At 68.0% G+C, this 16187-nt stretch carries 10 protein-coding genes; 6 read left to right on the top strand and 4 right to left on the bottom strand.

The genetic code is table 11. The annotated features are described in order from the left end of the window. Positions 1-9: 9 nt before the first annotated feature. Entirely contained in the window at positions 10-3564 is a 3555-nt protein-coding gene (locus tag AC1DGD_RS14855; protein WP_476857300.1) for a proline dehydrogenase family protein, read from the bottom strand. A gap of 249 nt (positions 3565-3813) precedes the next feature. Then, on the bottom strand, positions 3814-5277 hold the full coding sequence (locus tag AC1DGD_RS14850) for an amino acid permease (RefSeq protein ID WP_476857299.1): 1464 nt from the start codon (positions 5275-5277) through the stop codon (positions 3814-3816). 142 nt (positions 5278-5419) lie between these two features. On the opposite strand from AC1DGD_RS14850, the gene AC1DGD_RS14845 reads away from it, so the two are divergent. The 5 genes from AC1DGD_RS14845 to AC1DGD_RS14825 all read left to right on the top strand — a co-directional run bounded on the left by AC1DGD_RS14845 (position 5420) and on the right by AC1DGD_RS14825 (position 10443). Further along, positions 5420-6370 (top strand): LysR family transcriptional regulator, encoded by a 951-nt coding sequence (locus AC1DGD_RS14845; protein WP_476857298.1) that lies wholly within the window; start codon positions 5420-5422, stop codon positions 6368-6370. Positions 6371-6462: 92 nt separating this feature from the next. Next, complete coding sequence (panD, locus tag AC1DGD_RS14840; RefSeq protein WP_028275366.1) at positions 6463-6891, top strand: aspartate 1-decarboxylase; 429 nt, start codon at positions 6463-6465, stop codon at positions 6889-6891. A 127-nt stretch (positions 6892-7018) separates the two neighbouring features. Beyond that, positions 7019-7945, top strand: coding sequence for an AEC family transporter (locus tag AC1DGD_RS14835; RefSeq protein ID WP_018774009.1), 927 nt, complete (start codon positions 7019-7021; stop codon positions 7943-7945). A gap of 67 nt (positions 7946-8012) precedes the next feature. Then, a complete protein-coding gene (locus AC1DGD_RS14830) occupies positions 8013-9143 on the top strand; it encodes an FAD-dependent oxidoreductase (RefSeq protein ID WP_476857297.1) in 1131 nt (376 codons plus the stop codon). Between the two features lie 151 nt (positions 9144-9294). Next, on the top strand, positions 9295-10443 hold the full coding sequence (locus AC1DGD_RS14825) for a GmrSD restriction endonuclease domain-containing protein (protein ID WP_476857296.1): 1149 nt from the start codon (positions 9295-9297) through the stop codon (positions 10441-10443). A 30-nt stretch (positions 10444-10473) separates the two neighbouring features. On the opposite strand, the gene AC1DGD_RS14820 is transcribed toward AC1DGD_RS14825, so the two are convergent. Beyond that, positions 10474-13101 carry a trehalase-like domain-containing protein gene (locus AC1DGD_RS14820; RefSeq protein ID WP_476857295.1) on the bottom strand — a complete coding sequence of 876 codons (2628 nt, stop codon included), beginning with the start codon at positions 13099-13101 and terminating at the stop codon, positions 10474-10476. 189 nt (positions 13102-13290) lie between these two features. Then, positions 13291-14622, bottom strand: a complete 1332-nt coding sequence (locus AC1DGD_RS14815; RefSeq protein WP_223915113.1) for a right-handed parallel beta-helix repeat-containing protein — start codon at positions 14620-14622, stop codon at positions 13291-13293. A 239-nt stretch (positions 14623-14861) separates the two neighbouring features. Between AC1DGD_RS14815 and AC1DGD_RS14810 the strand changes: the two genes are divergently transcribed. After that, the gene (locus AC1DGD_RS14810; RefSeq protein ID WP_476857294.1) at positions 14862-16178 is read left to right on the top strand and encodes an ABC transporter substrate-binding protein; all 1317 of its coding nucleotides are present in this window, start codon (positions 14862-14864) and stop codon (positions 16176-16178) included. Positions 16179-16187 lie beyond the last annotated feature (9 nt).

The raw sequence follows: 16187 nt of genomic DNA, 5'->3' as shown, positions 1-16187 counted from the left end.
AGCCCCGGGCTAGATCAGGGCGTCCGAGATGTGGTTGGGCGTGCCGAAACGGTGCGCCGTGATGCTGATGGCCTGCTCATGCAGGAACGGCAGCAGTTCCACGCGTCCGGCTTCCGTGACGGGGTGGACATACACCGCCAGGTCCGGGCGTCCGCCCGTGGCCTCGGCCAGCGCCTTGGCGTCCCCGCCAATCAGCCGGATCCGGGCGCCGGAGAGCTTGCCCGCCGCGGCGAGGGTGCCGGCGGAAGCGAGCCATTCGGCGTCGTTCTCAACAGTCGCGGCGATGCCAAGCCCGGACAGGACGGCGCGCAGCTGGGCGGGCAGTTCGACGGCGGTGGAGACCGTCAGGACGGACCCGGCCAGGACGCCGGCGGCGACGGTCCGGACGAGGCCGGCAAGCGGCTCGCCTTCCGCGAGGCGGACCGTGACGGGCAGAGCACGGTAGCGGAAGACGTTGCGTTCCGCACTCAGGCCGGAGACGTCCTTCGCGGTGCCGAACTCTTCGGCCCAGGCGCGGGCGTCGGAGGCGAGCGCGCGCTGCAGCGGCGCGAGTTCGTCGGCGGTCAGGAAGCCCTTGGCGGCGTCCTCGATCCGGCGGACGCCGGCGTGGGCGGGAGCAGCGCCCGGGGTGCCGGCGGCGGTGCTGGGCTTGCTGACCCATTCGCCGAGGCCGACGAGGTAGTTCGGGCCGCCGGCCTTGGTGCCGGCGCCGACGGCGGATTTCTTCCAGCCGCCGAAGGGCTGGCGCTGGACAATCGCGCCGGTGATGCCGCGGTTGACGTAGAGGTTGCCGGCCTGGATGGTGTCCAGCCAGATCCCCAGTTCCTCGCTGTTCAGCGAGTGCAGGCCCGCGGTGAGGCCGTATTCGATCTGGTTCTGGATCGCGATGGCCTCCTCGAGGGTCTCGGCGGTCATAACGCCCAGGACCGGGCCGAAGAACTCGGTGAGGTGGAAGTAGGATCCGCGGCGGACACCGGAGCGCACGCCGGGGCTCCAGAGTTTGCCCGTATCATCGAGCTTCCGCGGCTCGACGGCCCAGGTCTCGCCCTCGCCGAGGGTGGTGAGGGCGTTCAGGAGCTTGCCGTTGGCGGGCTCGATGATCGGGCCCATCTGGCTCGCCGGGTCCTGCGGGTAGCCGACCTTGAGCGAGGTGACGGCGTCGATCAGCTGGTTGTGGAAGCGCTTCGACTTCGCCACGGAGCCGACGAGGATCACCAGCGAGGCGGCGGAGCACTTCTGGCCGGCGTGGCCGAACGCGGAGTACGCGACGTCCTTGGCCGCGAGGTCCAGGTCCGCGCTCGGGGTGACGATGATGGCGTTCTTGCCGCTGGTCTCGGCCAGCAGGGGCAGGTCCTTGCGGAACGAGCGGAACAGCTCGGCGGTCTCGTAGCCGCCGGTCAGGATGACGCGGTCCACGGCCGGGTGGGAAATGAGCTGCTGGCCCAGTTCCCGCTCGCCCAACTGGACCATGGTGAGCACGTCGCGCGGAACGCCGGCCTCCCAGAGGGCCTCGATCATGACGGCGCCGCTGCGGCGGGCCTGCTTGGCGGGCTTGACCACGACGGCGGAGCCGGCGGCGAGGGCCGCAAGGGTGGAGCCGGCCGGGATGGCGACCGGGAAGTTCCACGGCGGCGTCACAACGGTGAGCTTGGCCGGGACGAAGGTGGCGCCGTCGACGTCGTCGAGCTTGCGGGCGGACTCGGCGTAGTAGTGCGCGAAGTCGACCGCCTCGCTGATCTCCGGATCGCCCTGGTCGATCGTCTTGCCGGTCTCGGAGGCCATGACCTCAAGAAGGTCCGCGCGGCGGGCCTCGAGGACGTCGCCGGCGCGGTGCAGGATTTCGGCGCGCTCGGCGCCGGAGAGCGCACCCCAGGCCTTGCCCTTCTCGACGGCGGTATCGATCACGGCATTCAGGGTCGCGGCATCGTTGATCGTGGCGGCCTCGACGGAGGAGTTGCCCAGTGTCGACGTCGTGACGCGGCCCAGGATGGCGCGGCCCCAGTCGCGGTTCGCGGGCAGCGACGGATCTGTGTCGGCAGTGTTCTCGAACGAGTCGTGCGGCAGCGGCGCGGCCGGAAGGGCGCGGTTCTGCAGCCGGTTCGGGCCCGGGACCTCGTCGTCGAGCTTGGCCAGCGAGGCGAGGAAGCGCTGCTTCTCGCGCTCAAACAACGTTTCGTTTTCGCTGAGTTCGAACACGGCGGACATGAAGTTGTCCTGGCTGGCGCCCTCTTCGAGGCGGCGGATCAGGTAGGCGATCGCGACGTCGAACTCGGCAGGGTGGACCACGGGAGTGTAGAGCAGGAGGGAGCCGACGTCCTTCTTGACGGCTTCGGCCTGGCCCTGGGCCATGCCGAGCAGCATCTCGAATTCGATACTCTGCGGTGCGGTATCCGCGATGCCGCGCTGCTTGGCCAGGAGCCAGGCGAAAGCGATGTCGAAGAGGTTGTGGCCGGCGACGCCGATCCGGATGTTGCGGATCCGGTCCGGGTGCAGCGAGTAGTTGATGACGCGCTTGTAGTTGGTGTCCGAGTCCTGCTTGGTGCCCCAGGTGGCGAGCGGCCAGTCATGCAGGGAGGCCTCGACCTGCTCCATCGGCAGGTTGGCGCCCTTGACGACGCGGACCTTGATGGCGGCGCCGCCGTCGGCGCGGCGGGCGGCGGCCCAGTCCTGCAGGCGGATCATGGCGGACAGGGCATCCGGGAGGTAGGCCTGGAGCACGATGCCGGCCTCCAGGTTCTTGAACTCGGGCTTGTCCAGGATCCGGGTGAAGACCGCGATGGTCATGTCCAGGTCCTTGTATTCCTCCATGTCCAGGTTGATGAACTTGGCTTTCTGGCCAGTGGACGCGTAGGAGGCGGCGCGGGCGAAGAGCGGGGTGAGCTTCTCCACGACATGCTCCACGGCCTCGTCGAAGGCCCAGGCGGAGTGCGGGGCCACCGTGGAGGAGACCTTGATCGAGACGTAGTCGACGTCGGGCCGGGACAGCAGGGTGTGCGTGCCCTCGAGCCGGCGGGAGGCCTCGTGTTCGCCGAGCACGGCCTCGCCGAGAAGGTTGACGTTGAGCTTGATGCCGTCTTTGCGGATCTTGGCGATGGCCGGGCCGAGCTTGGCGTCGGTGGCGTCGACAATGAGGTGGCCGACCATTTCACGCAGCACCCGGCGGGCAACCGGTATGACCACCTGGGGCAGGACCGGGGCCATGGTGCCGCCGAGGCGGACCGCGCTGCGCATGTACCAGGGCAGGAAGGCCGGGACCTTGGGGGCCAGTGCGGCGAGGTTGCGGGCGGCGACCTGCAGGTCTTCGGGACGGACGACGCCGTCGACGAACCCGACGGTGAAGTCCAGGCCGTTGGGGTCCTTCAGGACCCCGGCGAGCTGCTCGGCCGAGGCGTCGACGGGCACCTTTGCAGCCTCGGTGAGCCAGCGGCGCACCAGCGCGATGGTGTCCTCGGCGAGGGCTGCGGCCTCAAGGACCGTCGAGCCTTCCGAAACGGCGGCGTGCGTGGCGTCGTTGCCTGCGGCGTTTCCGGTGGTGGCGCCGGGCTCCGTGGAGATGTTGGTCATGGCTGAAACACGTTCTTTCTCAAAATGTGGACCTCTTACGAAACAGTATGCGACCGGATTTTCATAAGATAAAGCGAAGTTTTCTGAGCAATACCGGTTAGAAAAACCGACGCTTCCGGTTCCCGCCCGAACGTTCGGGAACCACCCCTGCCGCTTAAAAACCCGTTGCGCTATCACTTCCGGGCCTTAAACCCCGGGAAGAGCCGGGAATGGGAGCCAGAAGTGATAGCGCAACGGGGGGTGGGGTGGCTAGGTCAGGGGGCGGTGCATCTCCACGATCTCCTCGTGCCGCGGGCTGTCCGGGTTCATCAGCGAGTGCCTGCGGCCGTACGTGAAGTAGATGATCAGGCCGACGATGAGCCAGACGACGAACCGCAGCCAGGTCTCCCAGTGCAGCTGGAACATCAGGAAGAGCGAGGCAAACACGCCGAACGCCGGAACCACGGGCATCAGCGGCAGCCGGAACGTCCGCGGGGCGTCCGGCTTCTTGTAGCGGAACACGATCACCGACAGGCACACGACGACGAACGCAGCCAGGATGCCGATGTTGGTCAGGTCTGCCACGGCCTTGATCGGGAGAATGCCGGCCAGGACTGCGGCCCCGGCGCCGGCGATCCAGGTCACGCGCTGCGGCGTGCCGTTCTTGTCCGTCTTCGAGAACCAGCCGGGCAGCAGCCCGTCGCGGCTCATCGAGAACCAGACGCGGGTGACGCCGAGGAGGAAGGTCAGCATCACCGTGAGGATGGACAGGACGGCGAACACGGAGATGATCGTCGCGATCACCGGAAGGCCAACGCTGTTGAAGGCGGAGGCGAAGCCGGCCTTGGGGTCGATCTCCGTGAAGTTCTGCATTCCGGTGAGCACCAGGGTGGCGGCCGCATAGAGCAGCATGGCAATGACCAGCGAGAGGATGATCGCCTTCGGCATGTGCTTCTTGCCGTCGGTGGCCTCCTCCGCCGCGGTACTCATGGCGTCATAGCCGAACACCGCGAAGAACACTGTGGCGGAGCCGGCCACCACGGGACCGAAGCCGCTGGGGAAGAACGGGTTGTAGTTGTTGGTGTTGATGTAGAAGATGCCCAGGCCGATGATGAACAGGATCAGCACCACCTTGATGCCGACGGCGATCAGCTCGAAGCGGCCGAAGGTCTTGGTGCCGCGGGAGAGGATCCAGGTCACGAGCAGGCAGACGAGGATCGCAGGAAGGTTGATGATGCCTCCCGTGCCCTCGTCCGGCGTCGAGGTCATCCAGTCGGGCATATGGATGCCGATGCCGGAAAGAGCAGCATCGAAGTAGCCCGAGATGCCGATGGCCACCACGGCCACGATGGCGATGTACTCCAGCAGCAGGTCCCAGCCGATAAACCAGCCGATGATCTCGCCGAGGGCAACGTAGCCGTAGGTGTAGGCCGAGCCCGCCCGCGGGATCATTCCTGCGAACTCCGCGTAGGACAGCGCCGCGGCGGCGGATGCCAGGCCGGCGATCAGGAAGGAGATGAGCACGGCCGGTCCGACTCCGGGCTCGGACTCGCTGCCGTGGGCCACAAGGCCCGCCAAGGAGAAGATGCCGACGCCGATAATGCCGCCGACGCCGATGGCCGTCAACTGCCAGAGCCCCAGGCTCCTGTGCAGACCGCTGTGTTTGTTTTCTTCCTCGATGTCGTCGATGGGCTTGCGCCGCATGATCGACTGTGACAAATCCCGTGTAGCCATGAGGGCCTCCTGCTTAGGTGCGGTGCCCATCACTCCACCCTGTGATGGGGCTTATCGAGTGAGAACAGTATGCAAGCCCGGTTGCATTAGATAAAGTGAATTCTCTTAATGAATAACCGTCAGGATTCACAAAGGAATAGAGATGCTCGACGTCCGGCGTTTGCGACTGTTGCGCGAACTGAAGATCCGGGGCACTTTGGCCGAAGTGGCCGAAGCGCTTCAGTACAGCCCGTCGTCAGTCTCGCAACAACTGGCCCTCCTTGAGAAGGAGGCAGGGGTGGAGCTCCTCCGCAAGACCGGGCGCCGGGTGCAGCTGACCCCGCAGGCCGAAGTCCTGGTGGCCCACACCTCCCAGCTCCTGGAGACCCTCGAGCAGGCGGAGGCGGACCTGGCCGCGTCGCTGACCACGGTCACCGGCACCGTGCGGATTGCGGTGTTCCAGTCTGCCGCGCTGGCGCTCATGCCGGACACCCTGACCAGAATGACCGCCAGCTACCCGGAAGTCCGCGTCGAAATGACCCAGCGGGAACCGGAGACGGCCCTGCACGAGACGTGGGCCCGCGACTTCGACCTCGTGATCGCCGAGCAGTACCCGGGCCATGCCGCCCCGCACTACGCCGAACTGGACCGCGTGGCCCTGACCCGCGACGCCATCCGACTCGCCGTTCCGCCCCCCTCGCCGGACCGCGGTCCCATCAGGACGCTGGCCGATACCGCAGGGCTGGCCTGGGTGATGGAACCCCGCGGAGCGGCCTCCCGGCACTGGGCCGAGCAGGCCTGCCGGAGCGCCGGGTTTGAGCCCGACGTCCGCTTTGAAACCGCCGACCTGCAGGCCCAGATCCGGCTGATCGAATCCGGAAATGCGGTGGCCCTGATGCCCGACCTCGTGTGGACCGGCCGCGGCACCAGCGCGCAACTCCTGGACCTGCCCGGGGATCCGCACCGTACGGTGTTCACCTCGGTGCGGCGCTCGAGCGCCAGGCGGCCCGCACTGCTGGCGGCCCGGGAAATCCTGGCGGTGACGGCGGCATCCATCGTGCCGGCGGCGGCCGCGGGCGTCCTCGGTCCGGCTCCCGTGGACCGGCCCGCGTGACGTCCGGCATGTGGAACCGTGCGCGTAACGGCCCGCGGCATGTGCAGTGGGCCACAGCGCGGGCGGTGGCCCCGCGTTAGACTGATGTCGTTATGAATCGCACAATATTCAAATCCAAGATCCACCGCGCGACGGTCACGCACGCGGACCTGCACTATGTCGGATCCGTCACCGTGGACCTGGATCTGCTGGAGGCGGCCGACATCCTGCCCGGGGAGCTCGTGGCAATTGTCGATGTCACCAACGGCGCCCGGCTCGAGACATACACGATTGCCGGCGAGCGCGGTTCCGGCGTGATCGGCATCAACGGCGCCGCCGCCCACCTGATGCATGAGAACGACATCGTCATCCTCATCACCTACGCCCAGATGACCACGGAAGAGGCCAAGGCGTACAACCCCAAGGTGGTCCACGTTGACCAGGACAACAAGATTGTCCAGATCGGCAACGACCCCGCCGAGGGCATGACACCCGGGCTCATGCGTCCGCCGCACTCGCTGAACAACGCCGCGCTCAACTAGCGGCAGCGCGCCGTCGGGCGTAAGCAGCGCGCCGTCGGGCGTAATAGGACAGCCCGCGGAATAAAGCTGATTACTCTGGACGGGTGACCATCACCCGCCGCCCACCCGCCCCGCTGCGGAGAACCGCGTGCTAGGGGTACTGGCGGGATTCTTTGTCGTCTGGGCCATCATCCTGGTCGGCATGTTCGTGGGCCGGCGCAATATCCTGGGCGAGAACGCCCGCCCCGTCCTGAGCGCCCTGACTTTTTTTGTGGCCAGCCCCGCCCTGCTGTTCGAGACCCTCAGCAAGGCGAAACTCCACGACGTCTTTGCCGCGCCGCTTCTCGTGACGGCAGTCGGGGCGGTGACCACGGCGGTCCTGTTCTTTGGCATTGTGCGCTTCGCGCTCAAGCGGTCCCTGCCGGAAGCCCTCATCTCCTCCATGAGCTCGTCGCTGGCCAACTCGGCCAACCTCGGCATTCCCATAGCCGTCTTCGTGCTCGGTGATGCCAGTTATGTGGCACCCCTGCTGATCTTCCAGCTGGCTTTCTTCACTCCGTTGTTCCTCATGGCGTTGGACGCCACCACCAGCTCGCACCGCACCACGCCCCTGAGTTTCGTGCTCATGATCCTGCGCAACCCGATGATCGTGGGCACCGGACTCGGGCTCCTGGTGGCCGCAACCGGCTGGACGGTACCGCCGCTGATCCTGGAGCCCATCCACTTGATTGGCGGGGCCGCGATCCCGGCCATGCTGATCGCCTTCGGCATGAGCCTGAACGGTTCCAAGCCGCTGCAGGCGGCCGCCGGACGCCGGCTGGACGCCCTGCTGGCGAGCTTCTTCAAGCTCGTTGTCCACCCGCTGGTGGCCTACCTGTTTGCCCATTTTGTCCTCGGCATGCAGGAACAGGCGCTCTTTGCCGCCGTCGTCACGGCCGCCCTGCCCACCGCCCAAAACGTGTTTGTCGCGGCCAGCCGTTACCGCACCGGCGTAACGGTAGCCCGGGACACCGTGCTGATCACTACGGTGGTAGCTGTGCCCGCCATGATCGGCGTGGCCCTGCTGCTGGCCTGACCTCGCCGGGCAGCCGGGCCCGGCTGAACGGGATCGGCGGACCGGCACCAAACCCGGAGGAGGACCCTTGAAAACAACCCTGGACACTGTGGTCATCGGCGGCGGCGCGATGGGCTCGGCCGCCGCGTGGGCGCTGGCCCGGCGCGGCCGGGAGGTGACCCTGCTGGAGCAGTTCGGTCCCGGCCACCGCAACGGTGCCTCCCACGGCACAACCCGGAACTTCAACCCCGGCTACGCGGATCCGGACTACGTCGCCATGCTGGCAGAGGCGGCCGGGCTGTGGCGGGAGCTCGAAGCGGACGCCGGCGAGCGGCTGCTGGCGCGCACCGGCGTCGTAAACCACGGCCCCGATCCGCGGTTGCCCGAGATCCGGAACGCGCTGCTTGCCGCCGGGCTCCGGGCGGAGTTCCTCTCCGCCGGGGAAGCCTCCGGGCGCTGGCGGGGCATCCGTTTCGATACGCGCGTGCTGCACATGGCGGATGGCGGCCAGTTGAACCCGGACGCCGCACTGCCGGCGCTGCAGCGGCTCGCCGCCGGGCTCGGCGCCGGGATCCGCCATCATGTGAAGGTCCTCGAGTTGAATGTCCTCGACGACGGCGTCCGGCTCACGCTCGAGGCCGGGGGCCGCAGCGAGGTGCTCACCGCAAGGCAGGCAGTGGTCACCGCCGGCGGCTGGACCACGAAACTGCTCTCCGGGGTCGCGCCCCTGCCCCGGCTGACGGTCACGCAGGAACAACCCGCACACTTCGCCATCACCGATGAGGGCGCCCAGTGGCCGGGGTTCAACCACATGCCCGGCCACGGGGACGCGTACGCGTACTGGCGTTCGCCGGTCTACGGCATGCAAACACCGGGCGAGGGGATCAAGGCCGGATGGCACGGGGTGGGCCCGGTGGTGAACCCGGACCGGCGGAGCTTCGCGCCGGAGCCCGAGCAGCGGGCGGCCCTGCAGCGCTACGCCCGGGACTGGCTGCCCGGGGTCGACGCCGACTCCCTCACCGACATCAGCTGCACCTACACGACCACCGTTGATGAGAACTTTGTCCTGGACCGGATCGGGCCGGTTGTCATCGGCGCCGGCTTCTCCGGGCACGGCTTCAAGTTCACGCCGGTCGTGGGCAGGATCCTGGCCGACCTCGCGACCGGCGACGGCGGAGCGCCGGCTCTCTTCTCGGCCTCCCGCCCCGGGGTCCGCTGACTCCGTCGGAGAGCCAACGCGGGGTCACATAGCGCCCATGGTGGGGCCCGGCATGGGCGTGATGTGACCCCGCGTTGCCGTGTGGGCCGGTAGGCTGGGGCCGGTCTTATGCGCCCGGATACCCGGCGCGCCAGCATGAGGTGGGGGAAAATTGCTCAGCACGCGATCAGGCAGCATCCAGTCCAGCGACAACCAGTCCAGCGGCGCCCAAGGCATGAGCGCCCGCAGCCCGAGGATCGGTGCGGTCGACTGGATCGCGCGAGGGGTGGCGGGCCTGTTGCTGGTGGCGACGTCAGCGTGCTCCGGCCCGGGTACTGTTCCCCCGGCCGCCGGCAACGGCGTCCTCCCCGTCGTCACGGCTACCCCCGCCACTGCGTCAGCCGGCACGGACAGCGCTCCGCTGGATCCGGACGCCACCCCCGGTGTCGAAGTTCCCGGTGCCGAAGTTCCCAGTGCCGAAGCTTCAGGCATCGAAGTTGCCGGCGCCGATGTTGCGGCCGCCGCGCCCCGGCAGCCGGCATTGGCGGGCAAGGCCCTCGCGGTACTGGCCACGCTGCCCGTCAAGGGCCGCGCCCCCAAGACGGGCTATTCCCGCGACCAGTTCGGCCCGGCCTGGTCCGACGTTGATCACAATGGCTGCGATACCCGCAACGACGTGCTCCGCCGCGACCTTACTTCTGTCGCGCTCCGGCCCGGGACGCGGGACTGCGTGGTGCTCTCCGGCGTCCTGGCCGACCCCTACACGGCCGTCGCCATCCACTTCCTGCGCGGCAATGCCACCAGCACCGCCGTCCAGATCGACCACGTCGTGGCCCTCAGCGACGCCTGGCAGAAGGGCGCGCAGCAGCTCAGCCCGGCACGGCGGCTGGCCTTCGCCAACGATCCCCTGAACCTGCTGGCGGTGGACGGCCCGGCCAACCAGAGCAAGAGCGACGGCGACGCCGCCACCTGGCTGCCGCCGAACAAGTCCTACCGCTGCAACTACGTCGCCCGCCAGATTTCGGTGAAATCCAGCTATGGGCTCTGGGTGACCCAGGCCGAGCACGACGCCATGGCCCGGGTCCTGTCGAACTGCCCGAACGCCCTGGCCCCCGCCACCCAGCCGGCAGCCGCTCCGGCCCAAGCAGCACCCGCGCCAGCGCCTGCGCCAGCACCCGCGCCCGCACCGGCAACGGCGGCCGGCGTGGCGTACGCGAACTGTGCCGCGGTCCGTGCGGCCGGCGCGGCGCCCATCCGCGTCGGCCAGCCGGGGTACAGCCGCAGGCTGGACCGGGACGGGGACGGCGTCGGCTGCGAATAGCGGCGGCCGGCCCGTCCCCGGGTCGGGTGGTCAGTTCTTCTGGTGCTCGTGCAGGAGCCGGGCGCAGCGGATGAAGCCCAGGTGCGAATACGCCTGGGGATGGTTGCCCAGGTGGGTTTCCGTGCCGGGGTCGTATTCCTCGGGCAGCAGCCCCGTGGGACCGAACAGGTTCACCAGCTGGTCAAAGAGGTCCCAGGCCTCCTCGATCCGGCCCACGGCGATGTAGGCCTCGATCAGCCAGGTGGTGCAGATGTGGAAGCCGCCCTCCAGGCCCGGCAGTCCGTCGTCGTACCTGTAGCGGAAAACGGTGGGCCCCACCCGCAGTTCCCGCTCCACCGCCGTGACGGTGGCCAGGAACCGGGGGTCGTTGACGTCCAGCAGGCCGGAGAGACCGATGTGCAGCACGGCTGCGTCCAGGTCCGGGCTGTCGTACGCCACGGTGTAGGAGGACGCCGACTCGTCCCAGCCCTCGCGCAGGACTTCCTCCCGGATCTTCGCCGCCGTGGGCTCCCAGGCCGGCAGCGGTTCCCGGCCATGCCGGACGGCCGTGCGCAGCGCCCGGTCGAGCGCCACCCAGCACATCACCTTCGTGTAGACATGGTGCCGCGGCGCCCGCCTGGCCTCCCAGATGCCATGGTCGGCCTCGTGCCAGCGGGCCAGCACGGCGGCGGCCATCTGGACCAGCAGGTCCCAGTGCCCGTCGGAGAGCATGCCCTGGCGGGCGCTGAGGGCGTGGATCAGCTCGGCGATCGGGCCGAACACGTCCAGCTGCACCTGGTGGTCGGCGGCGTTCCCGATCCGCACCGGGCGGGATCCCGCGTAGCCGGGCAGGCTCTCGATGATGGCCTCGGTGGACAGCGGCGCCCCGGTCACGGAGTAGAGCGGATGGAGCCACTCCGGACCCGGGGCGTGGGCCAGGATCCGGCCCAGCCACGCCAGGAATCCCTCGGCCTCGGCCGTGGAGCCCAGGTCCACGAGCGCGTTGACGGTCATGGACCCGTCCCGCAGCCAGCAATACCGGTAGTCCCAGTTGCGGGTGCCGCCGATTCCCTCCGGCAGAGACGTGGTGGGCGCGGCCAGCACAGCGCCGGTGGGTTCATGGACCAGCGCCCGGAGCACCAGCGCGGACCGACGGACCAGCGACGGCTTCACGCCGGGCAGTTGCAGTTCGTTGACCCAGCGCCGGGAGTGATGGGCGACGGCGGCGCGGCGCCCGGTCTCATCATCCGGCATCGCGGGCTGAGGTTCCGTGTCGCCGCAGCGCAGGTTGAGGACCACCGGTCCGTCCCGCAGATCGACGTCGCCCGTGGCCGTGGCGTGCCGGCCGTCGGAGGTGATGGCAAAGGCCACGCCGGGAGCCCGGAGAATGATCGGATCCGCGGTTCCCACGACGTGCAGTTCAGTTCCTCGCGCCTCCATGCTGAACGGGGCATTCGCGTAGTCCGGCCGCGGGGCGAAGACGACCCGGGCCGTGCCGGTGCCGGACAGCACCCGGACCAGGCTGGTGATGCCGTCCGGGGCCGGCTCCAGGTAGTCCGTCACGGTGACGTCGGCCCAGCGGGTTTCGACGATCATGGTGCTGTCCACGTAGCGCTGGCCCAGGACCTGCGAGGCCTTCGCCGGTTCCACGGAGAAGTGCCCCGCCGCATCGCCGCCGAGCAGATGTGCAAACAGCGACCCGCTGTCCGGCAGCGGGTGGCTCATCCAGCAGATCTTCGCGTCCGGGGTGATCAGGGCGGTGGACGAGCCGTTGCCGATCATGGAGTGCCGCTCCAGCCCCACGGCATCCTCGCCGAACAGCCACGCCCGCCGCAGTTCGAACAGGATCGCCAGGACGCGGGCGAACGACTCCGGGTCCCGGAGCGTGTGGGCTGCCACGCTGGGCCCCTCCCCCACGCGCAGCGCCATGTCCGGCCCGCGCAGCGTCGCCATGGCCAGCTCATCGCTGGAGGCGTCGCCTGCGTAGAGGGCGGCACTCACGCCGAGCATGGAGCGCAGGTGCTCCAGCGCGGAGGCCTTGGACGGTTCCACCACGGAGAGATCCAGCACCGAGCCGTCCACGACGAAATGCAGCCCGTGCGCCCGGGCGATCTCCTCCGCCTTCGAGGTGGCCAGTGCGACGATGTCCGGGCCGGCCGGGCGGGTGTGCACCGATACGGCGACCGGCTTGCGCTCAATGCTGATGCCCCGGTAGGCGCCCACGGTTTCGGCGAGTGCCTGGCTGGCCTGCTGCAGCACTGATTCGGTGGCGAGGGACAGCCCGTGGGCGTAGCCCATGTCGAACTCCGCGCCGTGTGAGCCGACCAGGTGCACCTCCGCGGGGAGCCGTGAGACGGCGGCCAGATCCCGCAGCGACCGCCCGGAGATGACAGCCGCGTGCGTGTTCGGGAGGGCTGCCAGGGCCCTCAACGCGATCGCCGCGCTGCCCAGCGGCAGGGTCTCGGTGGAAATGCCTTCTGCCGCGCACAGCGTGCCGCCGTAGTTGCAGGCCACGAGCAGCCCAGGAGTGCGGGCCAGGATCTTGAGCTCAGCCAGCAGTTGCGGCGTGAGCCCGTCGTCGGCCGCGTTGGTCTGCACGAAAGCGCGGAGCAGGCCCAGCGGGAGGGATTTGGTGAGAAGCGCAGAGTCGGCCAGGGCCTGGTTGAGCGGTGTGGGCATCGGCGCGGTCCTTCGAGTAGTCCCCAATGCCTGCATGCGAATCGTCCCCGGGAGGACGCACTTCAAGTATGACCCCGGGACGATTTCGCATGGGTGTCCCGGCAGTTGCGACTGTGTAACATCCGCCGGGCCGCCCGGACACCCTGGCACCAGTGCTGGTTCCTTGCTGCGCCGCCGGGCCGTTGCGTTTCAGCAGCCGGCTGGCCTGTATTCGTAGGTCCCCGCATCGGCCGCGCCGCCGCCCTGGCAGTCGCCCTTCTGGTTGGCCGGCCGCCCGTCCAGATCCAGGGGGAAGGGGCTGACCCCGGCCCGGTCAATGGCCGGGCTCGCGCCGGAGAGGTGGAGATCGGCGGGTGCGTTGACAAAGTCGGCCGGCTCGGTAGTGGAGGTGGCATTGGGACTGATGTTCGTGGGCCCGTTGAGGACGTTTTCCCGCTCGGTCCAGCCGGCGCCGTCCATCCACAGCGCGTTGCGGGCGGCCACCAGGATGTTTCCCCTGACGACGGTGGAGGCCGGGCACGACGCGTGGCAGACCAGAGCCTGGGAGTCCGCGCCGTCCAGCCACACGGTGTTGTATTCGAACGTGGTGCCGTTGGTCGGGCCGAAGGAGGACGTCCTGCCGCGCGCGATCAGCCCCATGGCCTGGGAGCAGTTGGGGCCGCAGGTGGACCGGACCAGGTTGTAGCTGTACGTGTTGCCGTCGGCAGTTCCCCCCTTGCCGCGCCCCAGTTCGGAGAAGACGTTGTTATCCACGGCCACGTTGTGGTGGATCCTGTTCCGGTTGCCGTTGAAAATTTCGAACGCGCTGCCGTCGTGGCCAAAGTCGTAGGACAATGCGGTGGAGCCGGTGACGGTATTGCCGGCGAACTCGTTGTCGCTGCCGTTGATCAGGAAGCCAAAGGCGCCCGAGTCGTCATCGCACTTCAGGGCCGTGGCGGTGCCGCACAGCTCCCCCGGCGTATTGACGTTCATGATGTTGTTGTCGGCAAGAGTGTTGTTGGTATAGGTGCCGAAGTCGGAGCCCTCGCTCACTTTGATGCCCGCGGCATTGTTCCTGGCGGCGGAGTTCCGCACGGTGCCGTGGTCGCCGTAGATACTGAAGCCCGCATAGCCGCACGACTCCGCCCGCAGGCCGTCAACGGCGATGTAGTCGCCGTCGAGCCTGACGCACGTTCCTGCCAGTCCGCCCGTAACAGCGGGCGGATCGCCGCTTCCATAGGCATTCAGCGTGACCTTGAGCCGGCTGGTGCCGCTCTGGCCGACAACAAGGCCGCCGGAGAAGATGTCTCCGCGGCGAAAGCTGACCGAGTCCCCGGGCCGAAGCGCAGTGGCATTGACCTTGTCGAGCGTCGCCCAGGCTGATTGCGGCGACGTCCCGTCGTTGGCGTCACTGCCGTCGGCGCTCACGTAATACGTGGCGCCCTCGGACGACGCCGGCGCGGACGCGGAAGGGCCGCCGAGCAATCCTCCCAGGAACAGCAGGACGAGCAGCGTGGCGGCGGCTGTGGACTTGATCTTCATGGGTGCACCTGGGTTTTCGCCATGTATCCGCGGTTCCGGGCGCCACCGCCAACCGGCGGACCACATCGGCACCCTGAGGGGCTTAACGCTAAGAGCGGTCCCGCCCTAAGTCAACGGACGAGTCCGGCCATGCGCATCAAAATGTTCTTTTTTGCTACTTGACGTTCCTTATTGTGCGATTATGATAGCTAATGATGTGAGCTGCTTCACTCCACCCGCGTTATTTCAAAGGAGAAATTATGACCATGCATGAAGACGCACTGCTCCGGGCCTCCAGCCGAGGCGGGTGGGACCGGAGGACGCTGCTGAAGACCTTCGGCGCCGGAGCGGTCGCGATGGCCGGCATTCCCCTGCTCTCGGCCTGCACGGGCGGCAGCGCACCTGCCAGCGGCGGCGCCAAGACGGCCACGTTCGGTTCCGGGTCCTCCGACGAGGTCCCCAAGGCTGCCTACAAGGCGGTGACCGACGCTTTCCAGAAGAAGTCCGGCATCGCGGTCACCACCAACGTGGTGGCGCACAACGACTTCCAGAACAAGATCAACACCTACCTCCAGGGCAGCCCCGACGATTCTTTCACCTGGTTCGCCGGGTACCGCATGCAGTACTACGCCGGCAAGGGGCTGCTCGCCCCGATCGATGACGTCTGGGAAAAGGTCGGCGGAAACTACTCCGATGCCCTGAAAAAGGCCTCGACCGGAGCCGACGGCAAGATGTATCTGATCCCGAACTACAACTACCCCTGGGGCTTCTTCTACCGCAAGAGCCTCTGGACGGAAAAGGGGTACACCGTCCCCACGACGTTCGATGAGCTGAAGACCCTCGCCACCAAGATGAAGGCCGACGGCCTGATCCCGATTGAATTCGCGGACAAGGACGGCTGGCCCGCCATGGGCACGTTCGACTACCTGAACATGCGCCTGAACGGCTACCAGTTCCACATGGACCTCACCGCGCACCGGGAAAGCTGGGACCAGAAGAAGGTCAGCGACGTCTTCGACACCTGGAAGGCCCTGCTCCCGTTCCAGAACCCGAACGCCCTGGGCATGACCTGGCAGGACTCGGCGAAGTCCCTCGCGGACAAGAAATCCGGCATGTACCTGCTCGGCTCCTTCCTCACCCAGCAGTTCACGGACAAGGCAATCGCCGACGACATCGACTTCTTCCCGTTCCCCGAGGTCGCGGTGGAAGGCCAGGATGCCATCGAGGCACCCATCGACGGCCTGCTGCTCTCCAAGAAGGGCGGCCAGAACCAGGCCGCCCGGGACTTCCTGGCCTACGTCGGCACCCCGGAAGGACAGGATGTGTACGCCTCGGTCGACTCGTCCAACATCGCCACCGCCAAGGGCGCCGATACCTCCAAGTTCACTCCGCTGAACAAGAAGCTGGCCGAGGCCATCAGCGGCGCCAAGAACATCAGCCAGTTCTTCGACCGCGATGCCCTGCCCGCCATGGCCAACAACGTGATGATCCCGGCGCTCCAGTCGTTCATCAAGGACGGCAACGTCGATGTGAAGAACCTGGAAGCCCAGGCCAAGTCCCTGTACGCCGCCCAGTAGCGCCGTGCT

Source organism: Arthrobacter sp. 05T45 (assembly GCF_056395875.1).
The sequence above is the reverse complement of the archived record's forward strand: the minus strand, read 5'-3'. Positions and strand labels throughout refer to the sequence as shown.

Coding starts and splice junctions, on each gene's coding strand:
- AC1DGD_RS14855 (WP_476857300.1), bottom strand. CDS start 3,564: ATGACCAACATCTCCACGGAGCCCGGCGCCACCACCGGAAACGCCGCA.
- AC1DGD_RS14850 (WP_476857299.1), bottom strand. CDS start 5,277: ATGGCTACACGGGATTTGTCACAGTCGATCATGCGGCGCAAGCCCATC.
- AC1DGD_RS14845 (WP_476857298.1), top strand. CDS start 5,420: ATGCTCGACGTCCGGCGTTTGCGACTGTTGCGCGAACTGAAGATCCGG.
- panD (WP_028275366.1), top strand. CDS start 6,463: ATGAATCGCACAATATTCAAATCCAAGATCCACCGCGCGACGGTCACG.
- AC1DGD_RS14820 (WP_476857295.1), bottom strand. CDS start 13,101: ATGCCCACACCGCTCAACCAGGCCCTGGCCGACTCTGCGCTTCTCACC.
- AC1DGD_RS14815 (WP_223915113.1), bottom strand. CDS start 14,622: ATGAAGATCAAGTCCACAGCCGCCGCCACGCTGCTCGTCCTGCTGTTC.
- AC1DGD_RS14810 (WP_476857294.1), top strand. CDS start 14,862: ATGACCATGCATGAAGACGCACTGCTCCGGGCCTCCAGCCGAGGCGGG.